Here is a 14,599-nt window from a genome sequence, read left to right on the forward strand (position 1 = left end):
AGCGAGCGCCACGGCAAGCTCAAAAACAGGGTCATCAAGCTGTGGATAACCGTATGGATATCCACAGGTACGATATGTGCGTAAACGAAAATTTTTTTCAGCGGCTTTTTTTTATCCCAAAACCATCCCCGGCAGATACACCCCTTACTCAGCGCTTATCCGCACGCCAAGCGATTGTTTACAAGGATAAATCGGTACTTATCCACAGAAGATGTGCCCGTTAACTACTATTACTATTCTTGTATACGAACTTGTTAAGGTAAACCCGACAACGCGCGCTTTGCCTGCCCTTCATCTTTGAAAGGGTTCACCAACTTGTCTTAAAAAAAAACCGGCAAGCTACTTTGGCTGACAAAAAAAATTCGAGCCAACAACTGCGCGACGAAAACCGGTGTGGCCAACATCACGCGCACAGCACTGCCAAACCGTTTTGCAAAATGGAAACGTCAACAGGCTTGAGCGGGCACAGTGCCAGCAAGCGGTTCGATATGAAAAAGAGGGGGGATTTGAGACGATTGTGGATAAGTCACTTGATATCCACAGGATGACTTGTGAGTAAACACGAAGTTATGCGCAGGCCCACATTTTATACAATTTTGCTCCTCGCGTGATACAGCGATTATGCACGCTTTATTTTGCGCGTAAACGATTGATCCTGTTGAAAAAAAGCGACTTATCCACAGAAAAAAACGCGTTTACTATTACTACTATTTTTATATATAGATCTATTGTAAACCGATAAAAAAGCGGAAGTCCGGGGATATTTCCAAAAAGCATGCAAAAACCGCCAAAAAAAAACCAACGGCGACATCGCGACCCACTGCCAAACCGTCTTCCAGGAATCGCTTGAACGCATACGTCCATGCAAGAACGCCGCTCGTGGTTACTCAAGATGGATTGCCGGACAACGGCAGCGGCATGCAAAGCACGTTAACCATGTCACGACAGCAAGAAAACCCGTGATTTTTGCTTACCGGTGTGGATAAGTGCCTGCATATCCACAGGATGAGATGTGGGAAAAGTCGATCTTTGTCCACAAGCCGATTTTTATCCCAAACAAGTCCTCCGTAGATACAATGCTTGTGCGCCTACTTTTTTGTGCGCCAAGTCGATGATTTTTATACGGTATACCGACTTATCCACAAAAAAATGGCCGTTTACTATCACTACTATTTTTATGTATACATCTTTATTTAAAACACAGAGACAAACGCGAACGGTGGAAAAGTCACCGAAACAGCTGTTTTCACCCTGTAAACCGTTTGGCAATCCAAAAAACCTGTAAAAACAGCATGAATTCACACAAAAAAATGCGTTTAGGCATCATCAGTGCCTTGCACGAAGAACAGCAGGGGCTGGTAGAAGCCATGCAAGGCCCCCAGAGGCGTTCACACGGCATGCGCGACTACACCCTGGGAACCCTGTGGAATATCGACGCTGTGTGCGTCCTGTCGCGTCTGGGTAAGGTTGCCGCTGCCATGACAGCTTCTATCCTTGTGGAAAAGTACGGAGTTACCCACATCGTCTTCACCGGCGTGGCCGGCAGTGGGGATAAACGCGTGAAAGTGGGCGATATCGTGGTGGCCGAAGCGCTGCTGCAGCACGATATGGATGCCCGCCCTCTGTTTCCCCGCTTCGAAGTGCCGCTGACAGGCTTGCAGCGCTTTGCCACGGACCTGGAACTGAGCACGCAACTGGCTGGCGCAGCCGAAGATTTTTTGCGTGACGATGTCTCCAGCGTGCTCAAGGCAGCGCATATCGTGGAATTTGGCTTGCAGCACGCACAGGTCCACCGCGGCCTGATCGCCAGCGGCGACCAGTTCATCAGCAGCGCCGCGCATGTGAACCAGCTGAAAGAAGATATCCCCGACCTGCTGGCCGTCGAAATGGAAGGCGCCGCCGTGGCGCAAGTGTGTTTTGAACTGGGCGTGCCGTTTACGGTCATGCGCACCATTTCCGACAACGCCAACGAAGAGGCGGCAGTCGACTTCATGCGTTTTGTGCAGACCGTCGCCTCGCCGTATGCGTTGACGGTGATCCAGCAATTGTGCCAGCGCCTGGCTGGCTGATTTTTCAGCTAGCGTGCATAAAAAAAGGGCAGAACCACTGGTTCTGCCCTTCCGCGTTAACTGTCTGCTTAAAATTTAGACACTTAACATCATCAAGCTGGCATTTCCACCTGCTGCCGTCGTATTCACGCACAGCGCCCGCTCAGCGACCAGGCGCCACAGGGGGATGACACCCTCCTGCGTGGTGGCGATAGTGGCCACCAGGGCCCCTTCCCGTGCCGCCAGCAGCGGTTTGAGCTGGCCATCGAGGCTAGGCTCGATCATGGCGATCTGGAAATCATGCTTGACCGACTCAAGGCTGCTGACGACCTGGATGCGATCCTTCAGCGCGGCCGGCAAGTCGCCGGGAATCAGATCCGGCGCTTGCGCCAGCACCAGGGCCTGGTTACCGGTGGCCAGGACGGCGGCCAGCTGGTTCATCAAGGTGCCGGACGTGGCGGCCGCACACAAGATCGTGCCCCGCGCGGCAAAGCTCAGCGTATTGCGCTCGCCGGTCGGGCCTGGCAAGACGGTGGTGCTGCCCAGCAAGGTGGTGCGCGCATAGTCCTGTGCCAGTTGCCCGACCTTGTCGTGGCCATGCATCTTCGCCCAGACGGTCAGCGCATCCAGGGCCGGTGGCGCCTGGCGCTGGTGTTGCGCGCCGGCTGGCGCATTGCGCTGCAGGCGTTTCAGGTACAGGGGGCCACCGGCTTTCGGTCCCGTGCCCGATTTGCCTTCGCCGCCGAACGGTTGCACGCCGACGACGGCGCCGACGATATTGCGGTTCACATAAATATTGCCCACATGCGCGCGCTTGGTGATGAAATCGATGGTTTCATCGATGCGCGTATGAATGCCCAGGGTCAAACCGTAACCGCTGTCGTTGATCGATTGCACCAGTTGCGGCAAGTCGGCCCGCTTGTAGCGGATCACATGCAGCACGGGGCCGAAGACTTCCTGCGTCAATTGCGCCAGCGACTTGATTTCCAGCACGGTCGGGGCGACAAACGTGCCTTTGACGGTCGGCAAATCGAGCGAATAGTGGTCGATGGCCATGGTTTTCATCTTGTTGATGTGCGCCAGCAGATTACCTTGCGCTTCCGCATCGATGACGGGACCGATATCGGTCGCCAGGCGGTCAGGATTGCCAACGCGCAATTCCTGCATGGCGCCCTTGAGCATATGGATGGTCTTGTCGGCGATTTCCGTTTGCAGGAACAGCACGCGCAAGGCCGAGCAGCGCTGGCCGGCGCTGTCGAAAGCGGACGACATCACGTCCTGCACCACTTGCTCCGGCAAGGCGGACGAATCGACGATCAGGGCGTTCTGGCCACCCGTTTCGGCGATCAGGGGGATGTCGATGCCTTCGGCCACGGCGCGGGTGGCCAGGTTGCGGTTGATCAATTGCGCCACTTCCGTCGAACCCGTGAAAATCACGCCTTTCACGCGCGTGTCATTGCACAGGCCAGCGCCGACGATCTCTCCGCTGCCAGGCAAGAATTGCAGCGCGCCCCGTGGCACACCCGCCGCATGCAGCAATTGCACGGCGCGGTGGGCGATCAGCGGCGTCTGCTCGGCCGGCTTGGCCAGCACCACGTTGCCTGCGGCCAGGGCGGCGGCCAGCTGGCCCGTAAAGATGGCCAGCGGGAAGTTCCACGGACTGATGCAGGTGACGGGACCGAGCGCCAGGGTGTTCGGCGCGTGTTCCACCTGCGCCGCGTAGTAGCGCAGGAAGTCGACGGCTTCGCGGATTTCCGCGATCGCATTCGGCAGGGACTTGCCCGCTTCGCGCACGGCCAGGGCCATCAGCTCGATGTGGTGCTCTTCGAACAGGTCGGCCGCGCGCTGCAAAGCTTGCGCGCGGATCGACGGCTCTGTCGTTTGCCAATCCATGGCATACGCGCTGGCGCTGGCCAGGGCCGTTTCCACGTCGGCCGGACCGGCTTCCATGACCTTGCCCACGACATCGTCATGCTGGGCCGGGTTGTGCAGCATGTGCGTGGGGCCATTCAGGCTGACGGCGCCATCGATCAGCGGCGCAGCCTGCCATGACTGTTGCTGCGCCAGGCCGGTGGCCAGGGTACGCAAGGTGTCTTCATTCGACAGGTCCAGGCCGGCCGAGTTCTTGCGTTCACTGCCAAACATGTCCAGCGGCAGCGGAATCGACGGGTGCGGCAAGCCGCCCTGCAGGCGCGCCTGTTCCAGCGGATCGCGGATCAGGCTATCGATGGCCACGTTTTCGTCGACGATCTGGTTGACGAACGACGAGTTGGCGCCGTTTTCCAGCAGGCGGCGCACCAGGTAGGCCAGCAGGGTTTCATGCGAACCGACGGGCGCGTAGATGCGGCACGGCTTGTCCAGATTGTCGGGGCCGACGACCTGGTCGTACAGGGTCTCGCCCATGCCGTGCAGGCACTGGAATTCGTAGTCGGTAATGCCGTCGCGTTTCGCCCAGGTATAAATGGTCGACAGGGTTTGCGCGTTGTGGGTGGCAAATTGTGGATAGATCAGGCTGCTGGCGGCCAGCAGTTTTTGCGCACACACGAGGTAAGAGACGTCCGTGTAGACCTTGCGCGTGTAGACGGGATAGCCTTCCTGGCCATCGACTTGCGCGCGTTTGATTTCCGCATCCCAATACGCGCCCTTCACCAGGCGCACCATGAACTTGCGGCCGCTGCGGTGCGCCAGGTCGATCAGGTAATCGATGACGAACGGGCAGCGCTTCTGATACGCCTGCACCACATAGCCGATGCCGTCGAAGCCGGCCAAATCGGTATCAAAGGCAAGTGCTTCCATCAGGTCGAGCGACAGTTCCAGGCGGTCCGTTTCTTCCGCATCGATGTTGAAGCCGATGTTGTACTGTTTTGCCAGCAACAGCAACGCTTTGACTTTCGGCAGCAATTCTTCCATGACACGGGCACGCTGGGCGCGGCTGTAGCGCGCGTGCAGGGCCGACAGTTTCACGGAAATGCCGGGGCCGTTCTTGATGCCGCGCCCGTTCGACGCCTTGCCGATGGCATGGATCGCCGTTTCGTACGAGGCGTAGTAGCTGGCCGCGTCCTGCTGCGTCAGGGCCGCCTCGCCCAACATGTCGTACGAGTAACGGTAGCCGCGCGTTTCATTCTCGCGGCTGTTCTTCAATGCTTCCTCGATGGTCTGGCCCGTCACGAACTGGTTGCCCAGCATGCGCATAGCCAGGTCGACGCCCTTGCGGATCAGCGGTTCGCCGCCTTTGGCGATGAGCTTGGTCATGGCCGAACCGAGGCCCGATTCGCTGCTGGTGCTGACCAGTTTGCCCGTAATCAGCAAGCCCCAGGTGGCGGCATTGACGAACAGCGATGGCGATTCACCCAGGTGCTTCTTCCAGTCGCCCTTGCTGATTTTGTCGGCGATCAGGCGATCGGCCGTTTGACTGTCGGGTATACGCAACAGCGCTTCAGCCAGACACATCAATGCAACACCTTCTTCCGACGACAGCGAGAACTCGTGCATCAGTGCATCGACGCCCGATGCGCGTGTGCGTTTTTCGCGCACGTTCGAGACCAGGCGGTGCGCCAGCGCTTGTCCTTCGGCTGTCGTTTCGGTGCTGCTGGGGCGCACTTGTTGCAACAGCCACTGCACGGCGGAAACCTCATCGCGCCTATAGGCGGAGGTGATGGCGGCGCGTTGTGGTGTCGCTTCGGGCAGGATTTCTGCCTGGAACGCAGCAAAAGGAATCGGGGTAAAAGCCGAGGGGCCTGCAGGGTGCATAAGTGCTCTTTACAAGGAAAAAGGGACGAAAACTGACGTAATTCTTGCTCTTTTTTGGTGCAAAAAAATACAGAAAGTCGGACGTTAAGATGATTCGATTGTAAAGGGGATTCTTATGGATTAATTCTGGTAATAGAGGGGACTAGCAATAGATAGTTTTTGATGCGACAATTTAACCAAATAATATTAATTTGGGGGTGATAGGAATGCTGGACAAGATCAGTAAGAAAATCTTGATGGAATTGCAGAGCGATGGACGCATCAGCAATGTGGAGCTGGCCGCGCGCGTGAACCTGTCGCCGGCGGCCTGCCTGGAGCGCGTGCGCAAGTTGCACGAATCCGGTTACATCATGGGCTATACGGCCCAGTTGAACCCGCAGCTGCTCGACGTGTCGCTGCTGGTGTTCATCGAAGTCGTGCTTGATCGTACGACACCGGAAGTGTTCGATGCCTTCAAGCATAGCGTACAAATCATTCCAGAGGTACTGGAATGTCATATGGTGGCTGGCGGTTTCGATTACCTGGTCAAGGCGCGCGTCAAGGATATGGCCGCCTACCGCGAATTCCTGGGCAAGACGCTGTTGCAGAAAGGTGTGCGGGAAACCCACACTTATGCCGTCATGGAAGAGGTCAAAAACACCACCAAATTGCCAATTAAGTGACCTTGGTGTAGCCGCCCTACTTTTCTGATTGAGCTATCGGAACAAATGTTGTAGGGTAGAACTACAATTCTGCTACCCGGTAGCCGCCTGAAACGCCGCGCAGACGTTACGTTCAGGGTGCAAGGTGGGCAATCGTGCCCACCCGCATACGGTTACAGCACGTCCCCTCAACGGGACGTGACGGGTTCGCGCAGCGGGGGACAAATGAAGCAGTTGCAGCATCAGCTGGTGCGTTTCTTTGTATTCACGATCCTGGCCATGGCCGTGGCCTGTTGCCTGGCCTATCTGCTGCTGCTCTCGGGCGGCGAACATCCGTATCTGATCGCCTGCGTGGCCGCCGCCATCGGCGCCGCGCTGCTGGCGTTTGCCGGCCGTGCGCGCGGCGAGCCAGGCTTGCATCAGTTCGCCGACACGGTGGGCAACGCCATCGACGCCATCATGATCGGCGCGGCGGAAACCTCGTATTTTGTCGATTCCGTCAAACAGAAGGTGGAACTCGATGTGCGCACGGCCAGCGACATCGCCGACAGTTCCGTACAAAATGCCGTGATGACGGAAAAGATCGCCGCCAATGCGGAGCGGGCAGCCAAGGTGGCCGCCGGCGTGCGCGTGGAAAGCGTGGCGGCGCGCGCCGAAGTGGACCAGGGCTTGCAGCGCATCAATAAGGCACGCGAAGAAGCGCAAGGCGCTTCCAGTACCATGCTGAGCTTGCAGGAAAAATCCAAACGCATCACGGGTTTCACGGAAGCCATTTCCGATATTTCCGCGCGCACCAACTTGCTGGCGCTGAACGCCGCCATCGAGGCGGCGCGTGCCGGCGAACATGGACGCGGTTTTGCCGTCGTGGCCGGGGAAGTGCGGCAACTGGCGCAGCGCACCAAAGAAGCCTCCGATGAAATCAGCGTGATGGTGCGCGAAATCAATGAACAGTCGGAAAAAGCTGCGCGTGGCATGAGTTCGCTGGCGGCCGGCGTCACGGAAGCGGCGCGCAATGTGGAAAGCGTGCATGCATCGCTCAGCCATATCGAGGAATCGTCGGGCGTGTCGGAAGACGAGATCGGGCAAATCGCCCGCGCCTCGCGCGAACACGTCGACACGACGCAAGTGATCGCCGATGCCATCCTGCAAATCCGCGACAGCATGCTGTCGACGAACGCCGAATTGCCGCGCGCCACACAGTCGGCCATGGCCCTGGCCGAGCGGGCCGAAGTGATCGCCGGCGCCCTCGGCGAATCGAGCGTGGCCACGCCGCACGACGAGATCCGCGAGGCGGCCCAGCGCGCCGCGCGCGACGTGGGCAAACTCTTCGAGCAAGCCATCGCGTCGGGGCGCATCACGCGCGAAGCCCTCTTCGACCGCCACTACCGCCCCATCCCGAATACCAATCCACCCAAGCACAACACGAAGTTCGACGCGTTTACGGACAAAGTGCTGCCGGATGTGCAGGAAGGCGTGCTGGCCGCCCTGCCGCACCTGGCCTACGCGGGTGCCGTTGACAACAATGGATATTTCCCGACGCACAACAAGAAGTTTTCCCAGCCGCTGACGGGCGACTACGCCACGGATATCGTGAATAACCGTACCAAACGCATCTTCAGCGACCGCACGGGCAAGCGCTGCGGCAGCAACACCAGGGCGTTCCTGTTGCAGACCTATAAACGCGACACGGGCGAAGTCATGCACGATTTATCCGTGCCCATCCACGTCGATGGCAAGCACTGGGGCGGTTTCAGAATCGGTTACCGCTCCAGCAGTCACGCATAAAAAAACGCCTGATGTTTCATCAGGCGTTTTTTTGTGCCGGTAGAACACTTATTCAATATGCGGCTTGGGCGCCACGCCGCCGCCGGCTGCCGTGGCCGTGCGCAGGGTGGGCGTGTTCATGCTTTCCAGGTGGTTGCGCAGCCATTTGTGGGCGGGGCTGCGGGCGTCGCGCTCGTGCCACAGCATGTCCAGGTGGACGGCTGGCAGGGTCAATGGCAAATCCTTGTACAGCAGGGATTCCGTCATGCCTGTCGAGGCGATCAGGTGGCGCGGCAAGACCGTGATCAGGTCGGAATTGGCGACGACCCGCCCAGCGGTAAAGAACTGGTTGACCGTCAACAGGATGCGCCGTTCGCGGTGGATCTGCGACAGCGCCTCGTCGATCAAGCCATGCGCGCGGCCGGAAAAGCTCACCAATAAATGGTTCGCCGCGCAGTAGTTATCCAGGGTCAATTCCTTGTCGGCCAGCGGATGGCCGCGCCGCATCACGCACACATACTTGCCGGAATACAGGCGTTCATGGCGGATGGGCGAACCCGTTTCGCTCGACAGTTGCGCCGCCACGCCGGGAAAGAAGCCCACGGCCAGGTCGATGTCGCCGCGCAGCAGCATCGGGCGCGGTTCACGCGTGGTCAGCGGCATCATGCGCACGTTGACGCCGGGCGCTTCCCGTTCGATCGAGCGCATCAGCGAAGGCAGCCAGAACGCGGCCGTCGCGTCGGCCATGGCCATGCGGAAGGTGGCGTGGGTTTTCGACACGTCGAAGGTCTCCGGCGTGACGGCCGCTTCCAGGCTGGCCAGGGCCGAGCGCACGGATGGCCACAGCGCTTCGGCGCGGGGCGTGGGTTTCACGCCGTACGCCGTGCGGATCAGCAATTCGTCACCGAGGCTCTCGCGCAGGCGTTTGATGGCGTTCGATACCGCCGGCTGCGTCATCGCCAGGTGGCCGGCTGCGCGCGTCAGGTTTTGTTCCGTCATGACGGCGTCGAAAACACGCAGCAAGTTCAGATCCAGCGTCAGAAAACTCATGGAAAGCCCAAGATAAAAGTTGAATTGATTACTTAAGAGTGTAAACCGCGCCGGGCACGAATATTTTCACTCGTAAAAAAATATTACAGTTTTCCATTCATGATTCATATAATTGGTATCAAGAAATGGAATTAGATTTATATGTTGCACTGCACTATAGTACTGGCAAATTCTATAATGCACTGGAACACTATGTCTACCTTCGCCTCCGCCCTGTACGCAGTATCCGCACCCGTGCTGGAGATTTCCCTGCTGAATGCCCTGCAACTCGTGCTGGTGATCGTGGCCGTGGGCGCCTTCGCCCTGCTGTTCAAGCCTTTGCTGGTGGGGATCGCCCGCGCCATGGTGCTGCTGGTGCGTCCCAAGCTGAGCCGCGAAGAGCGCCTGGCGCGCCAGCAGATGCGCGAAGCGCAAGCCTTGAAGCGCACCCTGGGCAAGATGGATGGCGTGTCGCCAAGCAATGCCGCCGAGCTGCGTGCCCTGTCGACGCGCGCCTGAGCGATCAACTGTTGCAGATGACAAGCCGGCGCGAGCCGGCTTTTTTACGCCCGCGTTTTCGTTCAGGCCGCTTCAGGCCATGTCGCCCAGCAAATGCGCGCGCAACAAGGTGTCGGCCGGGTGGGCGCCGATCCAGATTTTCAGCAGCGCATTATAGAAGGCCAGGTCCGGCACCATGTCGCCCACCTGCTTGCCGTTCAGCTTGCACAACGTGCCCTCTTCCGGCAGCCAGTCCACGGTGAGAATGTCGCCCTTTTTCAGGCCGGGCACCATTTCGAACATGGCGCCGAACTGCATCGTCTGGCTCAGCAGGCGCGTGCGGTCGGCCTGGTCGGAGCTGCGCTTCAAGCCCTGCATGAAGGCTTGTCCCAGCTCGTCCGAGGTGATGTCGCGCAGCATGACGATTTCCAGGCGGCGCGGCCCGGGCAGCGCCAGGATGTCGGCCAGCTGGGTTTTCTTTTCCGGCAGGTACAGCGCAATCGTGTAGACCTTGAAGATGACCTTGTAGCGCACGCCGGCGCCGTTGAGTTTCAACTCGCGGCTGGCCAGCTGTACCGTGTCGTCCAGCTTGACGCCGCCGATCTCGACGGCCAGCGCTGCTTGTGCCAGGGCGGCGCACAGGCCGACGGCAGCGAGGGAGCGGCCCAAACGCGATGTGCATATTTGCATCTTCTACCTCCGTGGAAACCATGGGCTGTGGATAAGTCAGCACACAGTGTAGAACAGTTGGCAGAAGCTGGCGCCACGCAGAAGTGGCCCAGAAGTGGCGCGGGAGAAATGCTCAGGTTTTTGCGGCGGGAAGTTCCGCCTGCAGGCGTTCGTACTTGGCCATCAATTGCTCCGGGCTTTCGCGCCAGGCGGGATTGAAGGGGATGCAGCTGACGGGGCACACTTGCTGGCATTGTGGCTCGTCAAAGTGGCCCACGCATTCGGTGCATTTGTTGGGATCGATTTCGTAGATTTCCGCGCCCATGTAGATCGCATCATTCGGGCACTCGGGCTCGCAAATGTCGCAATTGATGCATTCGTCGGTGATCAGTAATGCCATGATTTCACTCTTACTTATTGCGATGATGCAGCGTTGGCGGCAATCTTGTTTTGCAGCCAGCGGTTCACCGAGGGGAAGACAAACTTGGAGACGTCGCCGCCCAGCGCCGCGATTTCGCGCACGATGGTGCCCGAAATGAATTGGTACTGGTCGGATGGCGTCAGGAACATGGTTTCGACATCGGGCAGCAGGTAGCGGTTCATGCCCGCCATCTGGAATTCGTATTCGAAGTCGGAGACGGCGCGCAAGCCGCGCACGATGACTCGCGCTTCATGCTTGCGCACGAAATCCTTGAGCAGGCCGGAAAAGCTTTCCACTTGCACATTTGGGTAATGGCCGAGCACTTCGTTAGCGATTTCCAGGCGTTCGTCGAGCGAGAAAAACGGCTGCTTGTTCTTGCTGTCGGCCACACCGACGATCAGCTTGTCAAACAGACCCGATGCGCGGCGCACCAAATCTTCATGACCGCGCGTGAGCGGATCGAATGTTCCTGGATAAACGGCTACAACCATTGCGGCTCCCTGACGATGCACCAATATAGACGCGCATTATGCCTGAAATTGGTGACTACCTTGGTGCTGCGCCTCGGGCCAGGGAGCCTTTTTGCCTCATTTATAGGCAGATTCAGGCAGTTGCAGGCACTTTGTTGTAAGTTAGCAAATGATAATAGACGGTGCCCGCCTTGTCGGCGCGGATGACTTCCCACGGCGCCATCCACTCGGGTTTTTCCAGTGCGCTGGCTGCATCGAAGACCAGCGGCAAGCCCGATTCCGCGTACACCATGCCGCCTTCCGTGAGCAGGTTGGCGCACAGTGGCAGCACTTTCGCCAGGAAATCCTGCTGGTATGGTGGATCGAGGAAGATCAGGTCGAAACGCTGGCCGCGCGATGCCAGGCCTTGCGCCGTCAGCAGGGCGTCGCCGCGCAGCAGTTGCACGTTGTCGGCGCGCAATTTCACCTTGTTCTCTTCCAGCTGGCGGATCACGGGCGTATGCGTATCGACCATGGTGACGGTGGCGGCGCCGCGGCTGGCCGCTTCAAAACCCAGCGCGCCGCTGCCGGCGAACAGGTCCAGCACCTGGGCATGGGCCCAGTCGCCGTCGCGCAAGTGATTGATCCAGTTGAACACGGTTTCGCGCACGCGGTCCGGCGTCGGGCGCAAGCCCAGTGCCTGCAAAACAGGCAGCACGGAACGCTTCCACTGGCCGCCGATGATGCGTACCTGGTTCGGTGGCGGCGCGTGGTGGACGGGGACTTTGGCGGTTTTTTTTATTTTCTTTTGCATGGGGATTTCTTCAATTCGGTGGCGGCCACTATAGCATATGGCCCCCTCCCCCCTGCTGGCGCTGCCGCTCTATTTGGGTTGCGTGGCCAGGGAATTGAAATCGTCGATCCAGCCCTGCATGCGCTTGACAGCATGGGTCTTTTGCGCCGGCGTGGCGATCTTGATCACCGTCAAGACCATCTGCGCCGTGCTGCTTTCGTAGGCATCGAAGAAGGCCTTGCGCTCCGAATGTTCGAGGCGCTCGAAACTGTCCTTGATCAGGGTCGTGATCAGGGCTGCGCTGGCTTCCTTGCCGAGTTTTTCCTGGTGGACTTTCTTGACCAGGTTCAACACATTCTGCTGGCGCCGCATGCGCTCGTCGAGCCAGATCTCATTGTTCAGCGGACGCGCGTCGGATGCCTTGCGGATGATGGCTTCCTGTTCGCTGCTGAAGCTGCCGAACCACAGTTCGAATTGCTCCATGGCTTTCTTGTAGCGCAGTTTCTGGCGCTTTTCCTGGTCACCGCTCAGGTATTTCTTGCGGTAATCATCATTGTTCGACTTGAACTTCTTTTCCATCTGCGCGATCTGCTCGGGCTTGAGCGAGCGCGCCAGGTCGGCCAGCTCGGGCGCAGCTTTCAGCAGCAGCGCCTGGGTGCGCTGCTTGATCTCGCTGTAGTCCGCCATTAGGTCTGCCTGCGTGGTATTGCCTTGCAGCTGCTTCTGGCCCGTGCGCAGGATTTCCACGTAATCCTTCAATTGCGTCTTGCGGTGCCAGTCGAACAGCTTGTCGATATCGTCGCGCACCCAGCCCTTCTGGTCGCGGTCCAGGTCGACATACGCGTTCAGCCACCAGTACAGTACGGTATCGCCATTGTTGTAGGCCAGACGCAAGCCGCTGCAGCCGGCCATGACGACGAGCAGGATGGCCAGCAGGGCATAAGTAAAACGGCCAAAGGGCGTGGAAAACGGGGCCTGCGTGTTAAACTTTTTCATATTCTTAACTTATAAAAGACGGTCTATGAACGTTGTCATTCTCGCTGCCGGTATGGGCAAACGCATGCAGTCGGCACTGCCCAAGGTATTGCACCCGTTGGCGGGCAAGCCGCTGTTGTCGCACGTCATCGACACGGCGCGTGGCCTGGCGCCGTCCCGATTATGCGTGATTTATGGGCATGGGGGCGCAGCGGTGCTGAAGTTGCTCGAGGGCTACAAGGTGAACCATGGCGTGCAGATCGACGCCGCCGAGCAGGCGCAGCAACTGGGTACCGGTCATGCCGTGCAACAAGCGCTGCCTTTGCTCGATGACAGCGTGCCGACCCTGATCCTGTACGGCGACGTACCGCTGACCAGCGCCGTTTCCCTGCAGCAGCTGGTGCAGGCGGCCGGCCAGGACAAGCTGGCCATTTTGACCGTGGAACAGGACGATCCCTTTGGCCTGGGCCGCATCGTGCGCGAGCACGGCGCCATCGTGCGCATCGTCGAGGAAAAGGATGCCACGCCAGAAGAGCGCGCCATCAAGGAAATCAACAGCGGCATCATGGTCGCGCCCACCGTACAACTGAAACAATGGCTGTCGGCCTTGTCGAACGACAATGCCCAAGGGGAATACTATCTGACCGATATCGTTGCCCAGGCTGTCGCCGATGGCGTGGCCGTCACGTCGGCCCACCCGGCTGCCGTGTGGGAAGTGGCGGGCGTCAACAGCAAGGTGCAGCTGGCCCAGCTCGAACGCATCCACCAGAACAATATCGCGCAAGCGCTGCTGGAACGGGGCGTGACCCTGCTCGATCCGGCCCGCATCGACGTGCGCGGCGAACTGATTTGCGGCCGCGATGTCACCATCGATGTCGGCTGCGTGTTCGAAGGCAGAGTCGAACTGGGCGATGGCGTGCGCGTGGGCGCCAACAACGTCTTCATCAATGCCACGGTGGCCGCTGGCGCGCACATCAAGCCCTTCTGCCATATCGAGGATGCCGTCGTCGGCGCCGCTTCCATCATCGGCCCGTACGCGCGCCTGCGCCCGGGCACGGTCCTGGCGGAAGACGTTCACATCGGTAACTTCGTCGAAGTGAAAAACAGCCAGATCGCCGCGCACAGCAAGGCCAACCACCTGGCCTACATCGGCGACGCCACCATTGGCTCGAAGGTCAACATCGGCGCCGGCACGATCACCTGCAACTACGATGGCGTAAACAAGTTCCGCACGGTGATTGAAGACGATGCCTTCATTGGCAGCGACAGCCAGCTGATCGCCCCCGTCACCGTCGGCAAGGGCGCCACCCTGGGCGCCGGCACGACCTTGTCGAAAGATGCGCCGGCCGGCAAGCTGACCGTTTCGCGCGCGCGGCAAGTGACCATCGACGGTTGGACGCGTCCCGTGAAAATCAAGAAGTAAGCGGCGCAGTCAGCCCTTGCACACAGGCAGGCCGCCCGGCCTGCCTTTTTTGTATGTGGATAACTCTGTGGGCAAGCCCCTGCACAAGTGGGGCATAAGCCTGTGCGCAAGCTTGCGCATAAGCTGTTGGCAAGTTTTT

General features: G+C 59.0%; 12 protein-coding genes. 5 read left to right on the forward strand and 7 right to left on the reverse strand.

The features are described 5' to 3' along the window. Window positions 1-1,292: 1,292 nt before the first annotated feature. Entirely contained in the window at window positions 1,293-2,069 is a 777-nt protein-coding gene (locus CSQ92_RS23435; RefSeq protein WP_092609617.1) for a 5'-methylthioadenosine/adenosylhomocysteine nucleosidase, read from the forward strand. Window positions 2,070-2,144: 75 nt separating this feature from the next. On the opposite strand, the gene putA is transcribed toward CSQ92_RS23435, so the two are convergent. After that, window positions 2,145-5,798 (reverse strand): trifunctional transcriptional regulator/proline dehydrogenase/L-glutamate gamma-semialdehyde dehydrogenase, encoded by a 3,654-nt coding sequence (gene putA, locus CSQ92_RS23440; protein WP_099395530.1) that lies wholly within the window; start codon window positions 5,796-5,798, stop codon window positions 2,145-2,147. Window positions 5,799-6,004: 206 nt separating this feature from the next. On the opposite strand from putA, the gene CSQ92_RS23445 reads away from it, so the two are divergent. Next, the gene (locus CSQ92_RS23445) at window positions 6,005-6,460 is read left to right on the forward strand and encodes an Lrp/AsnC ligand binding domain-containing protein (protein WP_010393827.1); all 456 of its coding nucleotides are present in this window, start codon (window positions 6,005-6,007) and stop codon (window positions 6,458-6,460) included. A gap of 204 nt (window positions 6,461-6,664) precedes the next feature. Further along, entirely contained in the window at window positions 6,665-8,224 is a 1,560-nt protein-coding gene (locus CSQ92_RS23450; protein ID WP_099395531.1) for a methyl-accepting chemotaxis protein, read from the forward strand. Window positions 8,225-8,272: 48 nt separating this feature from the next. Here the strand turns inward: CSQ92_RS23450 and CSQ92_RS23455 are convergent, their stop codons facing one another. Next, window positions 8,273-9,253, reverse strand: coding sequence for a LysR family transcriptional regulator (locus CSQ92_RS23455; RefSeq protein ID WP_034752642.1), 981 nt, complete (start codon window positions 9,251-9,253; stop codon window positions 8,273-8,275). Window positions 9,254-9,445: 192 nt separating this feature from the next. Between CSQ92_RS23455 and CSQ92_RS23460 the strand changes: the two genes are divergently transcribed. Then, window positions 9,446-9,751, forward strand: coding sequence for a hypothetical protein (locus CSQ92_RS23460; protein ID WP_034783860.1), 306 nt, complete (start codon window positions 9,446-9,448; stop codon window positions 9,749-9,751). Window positions 9,752-9,823: 72 nt separating this feature from the next. On the opposite strand, the gene CSQ92_RS23465 is transcribed toward CSQ92_RS23460, so the two are convergent. The 5 genes from CSQ92_RS23465 to CSQ92_RS23485 form a co-directional block, all read right to left on the reverse strand. Then, window positions 9,824-10,420 (reverse strand): chalcone isomerase family protein, encoded by a 597-nt coding sequence (locus tag CSQ92_RS23465; RefSeq protein ID WP_070279916.1) that lies wholly within the window; start codon window positions 10,418-10,420, stop codon window positions 9,824-9,826. A gap of 112 nt (window positions 10,421-10,532) precedes the next feature. Continuing rightward, the gene (locus CSQ92_RS23470; protein WP_034752637.1) at window positions 10,533-10,799 is read right to left on the reverse strand and encodes a YfhL family 4Fe-4S dicluster ferredoxin; all 267 of its coding nucleotides are present in this window, start codon (window positions 10,797-10,799) and stop codon (window positions 10,533-10,535) included. 14 nt (window positions 10,800-10,813) lie between these two features. Continuing rightward, the gene (gene coaD, locus CSQ92_RS23475; RefSeq protein WP_034752633.1) at window positions 10,814-11,311 is read right to left on the reverse strand and encodes a pantetheine-phosphate adenylyltransferase; all 498 of its coding nucleotides are present in this window, start codon (window positions 11,309-11,311) and stop codon (window positions 10,814-10,816) included. Window positions 11,312-11,423: 112 nt separating this feature from the next. After that, the gene (rsmD, locus tag CSQ92_RS23480) at window positions 11,424-12,083 is read right to left on the reverse strand and encodes a 16S rRNA (guanine(966)-N(2))-methyltransferase RsmD (RefSeq protein ID WP_099395532.1); all 660 of its coding nucleotides are present in this window, start codon (window positions 12,081-12,083) and stop codon (window positions 11,424-11,426) included. Between the two features lie 69 nt (window positions 12,084-12,152). Continuing rightward, a complete protein-coding gene (locus CSQ92_RS23485) occupies window positions 12,153-13,058 on the reverse strand; it encodes a DUF6279 family lipoprotein (RefSeq protein WP_180277096.1) in 906 nt (301 codons plus the stop codon). 25 nt (window positions 13,059-13,083) lie between these two features. On the opposite strand from CSQ92_RS23485, the gene glmU reads away from it, so the two are divergent. Beyond that, window positions 13,084-14,460, forward strand: a complete 1,377-nt coding sequence (glmU, locus tag CSQ92_RS23490) for a bifunctional UDP-N-acetylglucosamine diphosphorylase/glucosamine-1-phosphate N-acetyltransferase GlmU (protein WP_099395533.1) — start codon at window positions 13,084-13,086, stop codon at window positions 14,458-14,460. Window positions 14,461-14,599 lie beyond the last annotated feature (139 nt).

The organism is Janthinobacterium sp. BJB446 (genome assembly GCF_002735655.1).
Lineage (GTDB): Bacteria > Pseudomonadota > Gammaproteobacteria > Burkholderiales > Burkholderiaceae_D > Janthinobacterium > Janthinobacterium lividum.

Coding starts and splice junctions, on each gene's coding strand:
- CSQ92_RS23435 (WP_092609617.1), top strand. CDS start 1,293: ATGAATTCACACAAAAAAATGCGTTTAGGCATCATCAGTGCCTTGCAC.
- putA (WP_099395530.1), bottom strand. CDS start 5,798: ATGCACCCTGCAGGCCCCTCGGCTTTTACCCCGATTCCTTTTGCTGCG.
- CSQ92_RS23445 (WP_010393827.1), top strand. CDS start 6,005: ATGCTGGACAAGATCAGTAAGAAAATCTTGATGGAATTGCAGAGCGAT.
- CSQ92_RS23450 (WP_099395531.1), top strand. CDS start 6,665: ATGAAGCAGTTGCAGCATCAGCTGGTGCGTTTCTTTGTATTCACGATC.
- CSQ92_RS23455 (WP_034752642.1), bottom strand. CDS start 9,253: ATGAGTTTTCTGACGCTGGATCTGAACTTGCTGCGTGTTTTCGACGCC.
- CSQ92_RS23460 (WP_034783860.1), top strand. CDS start 9,446: ATGTCTACCTTCGCCTCCGCCCTGTACGCAGTATCCGCACCCGTGCTG.
- CSQ92_RS23465 (WP_070279916.1), bottom strand. CDS start 10,420: ATGCAAATATGCACATCGCGTTTGGGCCGCTCCCTCGCTGCCGTCGGC.
- CSQ92_RS23470 (WP_034752637.1), bottom strand. CDS start 10,799: ATGGCATTACTGATCACCGACGAATGCATCAATTGCGACATTTGCGAG.
- coaD (WP_034752633.1), bottom strand. CDS start 11,311: ATGGTTGTAGCCGTTTATCCAGGAACATTCGATCCGCTCACGCGCGGT.
- rsmD (WP_099395532.1), bottom strand. CDS start 12,083: ATGCAAAAGAAAATAAAAAAAACCGCCAAAGTCCCCGTCCACCACGCG.
- CSQ92_RS23485 (WP_180277096.1), bottom strand. CDS start 13,058: ATGAAAAAGTTTAACACGCAGGCCCCGTTTTCCACGCCCTTTGGCCGT.
- glmU (WP_099395533.1), top strand. CDS start 13,084: ATGAACGTTGTCATTCTCGCTGCCGGTATGGGCAAACGCATGCAGTCG.